Source organism: Candidatus Frankia nodulisporulans, assembly GCF_902806475.1.
Lineage (GTDB): Bacteria > Actinomycetota > Actinomycetes > Frankiales > Frankiaceae > Frankia > Frankia umida.
On sequence record NZ_CADCWS010000321.1, the window covers coordinates 1 to 4,036 of the forward strand.

Annotated in this window: 5 protein-coding genes; all 5 read right to left on the reverse strand. The window is 72.8% G+C overall.

Annotated features, from left to right (window positions below):
- Positions 1–399, reverse strand: a 399-nt coding sequence (locus tag G6R24_RS18890; RefSeq protein ID WP_163550530.1) for a hypothetical protein, incomplete at its 3' end; no start/stop codon positions are given.
- A gap of 212 nt (positions 400–611) precedes the next feature.
- The gene (locus G6R24_RS18895) at positions 612–2,204 is read right to left on the reverse strand and encodes an ATP-binding protein (RefSeq protein ID WP_163550531.1); all 1,593 of its coding nucleotides are present in this window, start codon (positions 2,202–2,204) and stop codon (positions 612–614) included.
- Positions 2,205–2,617: 413 nt separating this feature from the next.
- On the reverse strand, positions 2,618–2,998 hold the full coding sequence (locus tag G6R24_RS18900) for an HNH endonuclease (protein ID WP_163550532.1): 381 nt from the start codon (positions 2,996–2,998) through the stop codon (positions 2,618–2,620).
- Positions 2,995–3,192: a hypothetical protein gene (locus G6R24_RS18905; RefSeq protein WP_163550533.1), complete on the reverse strand. Its 198-nt coding sequence runs from the start codon at positions 3,190–3,192 to the stop codon at positions 2,995–2,997. The genes G6R24_RS18900 and G6R24_RS18905 overlap by 4 nt, the downstream gene beginning before the upstream one ends.
- Positions 3,189–3,845 (reverse strand): hypothetical protein, encoded by a 657-nt coding sequence (locus tag G6R24_RS18910; protein WP_163550534.1) that lies wholly within the window; start codon positions 3,843–3,845, stop codon positions 3,189–3,191. The genes G6R24_RS18905 and G6R24_RS18910 overlap by 4 nt, the downstream gene beginning before the upstream one ends.
- Positions 3,846–4,036 lie beyond the last annotated feature (191 nt).

Here is a 4,036-nt window from a genome sequence, read left to right on the forward strand (position 1 = left end):
GTTCTGGCAGGGGCTGCACAGGCCGTAGGTGAGGAGGACCGGGCCGAGTGCGGCCATGGCGGGGTACAGGCCGGTGAGGGTGCGTCGGCATCGGTCGCAGGTGCGGTCCTCGGTGGCGGTGGGGCGTAGCAGGTGGGTGCAGGTGGGGCAGACGAGGAGTCCGGGTGCCCAGACGGCGGCGTGCACGACGTGGGGTGAGGTGCCGATGTGCGGGCACAGTCGGGCGCCGGGTCCGGTCAGGGCGGCGAGGCAGCGGGCGGCCTGGCCGGCGAGCCAGCCGGTGGGGTCGCCGGTGGTGGTGAGGTGCTGGCCGCTGGCGGCGGCGATCGTGGTCAGTCGGCGGCGGGCGTCGGTGGTGGCGGCGTGGACCTGGTCGGCCTGCGCGGTCGGGTGAGCCATGGGGGAGCCCTTCAGAAGGTGGCGGAAATGACCGTCCGAACCGTCCGGACCGTCCGACGCCCGGTGTTCTCGCAGGTCAGATGGGGTGTGAGGGTCGGACGGTGCGCCAGGGCCTACCGTCCGGCCAGCGGGATTTGCGTCCGGGGAGCCGGACGCAAAGACGCAGGGCCGGACGATGCGGGGCCGCCTATCGTCCGACGTGTTTGCGCAGGTCATCGGGGGTCCTCGGACGGTTCGGACGGTCCGGACGGTGGATTCGGTGAACCGTCGAAGGCCAGGCAGATCAGCCGCTGGCGGCGGGAGTCGGTGGTCCGGGCGAAGTCGAGGGCCACTCCTTGGGCTCGTAGCGCCGGGGCGAGGCGGCGCAGGGCGCCGGACAGGCCGCGTGCGGACTTCGGCCAGGTCCGGGGGCGGGGGTCGGGGGCGGCAAGCTCGCCGTAGAGGGCTTCGGCGGTGCCCGTCCACGGGCCGACTCGGCTCAGGTGGCGGCGGATGGCGTCGGCGACGGGGTCGGCGGCCAGGACCACGGCGGCCAGGTCGACGGCGGCGGCGGTGTAGTCGGGCAGGGTCGACCACCCGGTGACCTGGTCGAGCGCGGCCAGGACCCGGGCGAAGTCCGCCATCCGGGGCAGTTCCGCCACTCGCACGGCGGGTAGGGCGGCCAGGACCTGGGCGAGGAGATCGAGCAGGGCGGCCAGGACGGCGGGGCGGGCGGCGTCGTAGGCGGCGGCGATCTCGGCGTCGGTGCGCCGGTGGGCGGGGTCGATGCGGGTGAGTTCGAGGGGGAGGATGCGTTCGGCCAGGTCCCCGGCGAGGTCGCCCGCATCGATGCTGGTCATGGCCAGGACGCGGCGGTAGCTGATGACGGTGACGTCGTCGTCGGTGTATAGCGCCCGGTCGACCATGCCGTCTCCGGTGACGGCCTTGCACAGGGTGTCGGAGAACCACGGCTGGACAGCGGAGACGTTGTCGAGCGCCACGATCCACGAGGCGGACGCGGTGACCGACCATTGGCGCACGTCGCGCGGGGCGGAACGCAGCGGTGCCGGCGACGGGTCCAACAGGCACACGGTGAGCCGGGCCGCGGTGGACTTGGCGGTGCCCTGTTCGCCGGTGAGCACGAGGATTGGGTGGGGGATGTCGGGCAGGAAAGCGGCGACCAACCAGCCGACCAGCAGCCGAAAGCCCGCGTCGGAGACGTTGAGCAGCGCACGCAGCGCGGCCAGGTCGCCGGGTCGGGCGGGGATCGGTAGGGGTGCGGTGAGCGCGGTGCGCCGGAACAGCACCGGGGAGCGGTCGAGTATCGACCAGCCGTGCGCGTCGACGAGCACACAGCGCCCGTCGACGGTGCCCAGGTCGAGCACCACCCCACCGTCGACGGTGCCCGCGACGCGCAGACCGATCGGTTCCGGGTCGTGGGCGCTGGCGGTGCCCTCGAGCACGGTGAGCGCGTCGGACAGTGCACCCCCGCCCGGGGTCGACCCGAACCGGTCGTAGTACGCCGTCGCCAGCCGGGTCCGCAGACCGTCCCGGCCGCGCAGCGACAGCGCGACCATCGGCCCTTCCGAGTCGACCGCATACGACCGGCTGTCTGACCCGAGTACCACCCGATAGCGCTCCCGGGCCAGACCGACCAGCCGGGTGGCCTGCGAACCGGACCCGCCGTCGTCCGGGGTCGCTTCGGGGTGGTCGGGTTCGGTCATCGGGTCGGCCTGGTCCGCACCCGGCACGGGGCCGGGGGCGTCGGTGGCGGGCGGAGCCACGTGCAGGTGCCGCGAGTGGGGCTCGTGCCGGTCGGTGCTCACCGAACCCCCCGCCCGGTCGAACCGATCCCGACCCGGTGGTCGATCGACATCCGATCGGCACTCGATCCGGTGGGGCCGATGAGATGCCCCCGCCCGGTCGGGTCGGCAAGGTGCATTCGTGCTGGTCGTACTCGGTAGTCGGGTCGACCGGGCGGGTCGGTCGGACCCGATCGGGGGGAGGGGGCATCTCGATGCGCGAGCACGACGGCGCGCAGGACCATGGCGGTCGAGTCGGGTAGCGGGCAGGCGGCATGAACTCTCCTCACGGAGCACAGACAGGGGGTGGTGCAGCGATCGCCGGGGCGTACCGGTACGGCGCACTGGTGTGCCGCGCGGTGCGGGGCGGAGGTGGTGTCGGGTCGGCCCTGAGGCGCGTGGTCAACCCGACGCGGGGGTGCTTCGCGGCGGGGCCGTTACGGCAGGTCGGACCCGATTCGGGCGGGTGCCGCGTGTGTGCTGTCGTGTGCCGCCGGGTGCGCCGGTGCGGGGGCACACGCGGCCAGGTGGGCTACGGGTCGCATCGGGACCTGGTAGGTCGGTGCCGGTGGTGCACCCGTCCCGGTCGTCGGGGTACCGGCGGCCAGGCGGGCGACCCACTCGGTGACCGACAGCGCGCCCTTGCTCTGCCCGCACGGGGTGCAGGCGGGCACGAGGTTGAACCGGCTGTTCGTTCCCCCGGCGGCGCGGGGCACGAGGTGGTCGAGGTGGTCGGCGGGGCGGGTCAGGCAGTAGGCGCAGGTGCCGCCGTACAGGTCGAACAGGTAGCGGCGGGTCGCCGGGCTGGACACGCTCACGCGGCCACATCCCTGGCGGGCTGGGCGGCACCGGCCATGAGCTGACGGTCGTACGCGGTGCAGGAACCGCACATGTCCGACGTCGACAGGGCCTGGGCGCCGCATCCCGGCGTCGAGCAGACCAGTGGTTCAAAGTCGGCCTTGCCCCGCCCGCTGGTACCGGCGGTGGTCTGCTGTGACGGGCGGCGGCTCACCGGGCACCCGCCAGAGCGCCAGTCCCCGCGAGCATGCCGGCCACGGCCCGGCGGCAGAAACCGGGCCAGGCATGCGCGTCGACGTCGAACGCGGGCGCGTCGACCTGGTAAGGCTCGGCGTCCAGGCGGGCGCCGTTCGCGCGCAGGGCGTCCACCCCGTGGACGTAGGCGATGCGGGTCAGCTCGGTGCGCACGTCGTCGGGGGTGGCGAGGTTCTCCGGGTACAGGTCCCCGTAGACGGTCAGGGCGGCGGCCATCTCGGCCGCGGTGAGCCGCTCGAGTCCGGAGGTGACGCCTTCGGCGGCGAGCATGCCGGCCACGGCCTGGCGGCAGAACAGCACCCAGTCGTCGTCGTTGACGTTGGCATCGACCAGGGACGTGGCCACCCCGTGGACGTGGAACACGCCGTAGTAGGCCAAGTGCAACTCCACCTCGCGGCGCACGGCCGCCGGGGTCGCCAGCTCCTCACGGGTCAGCGTCTCCGACCCGACCAGCGCGGCGACCATCACGTTGAACGACATCGGAACCGACATCAACACCGCGCCCAAGTCCCGGCCGTACACGTTGGCCTCGAACGTCGCTTCCACCACGACAGGCCCACCACCTGCGGGCATGTCTCCGACCGGACGCGCGGCGGTACGCTCAAGCAGCATCTTTCGTTCCTCTCAGCGGGGGATCATCTGGTGCATCGACCCCGGCGGGCGGCTACCCGCCGGGGTCTCACAGGACCGAAAGTACATACTCACGTTGTACTCGTCAAGCGCCAACTTGGCGCCCGATGTGTCCTCGCGTTGCCTCTCGATCCTCACTCCAGAAGCCACATGCCAGATAGAGGACTGGGGCG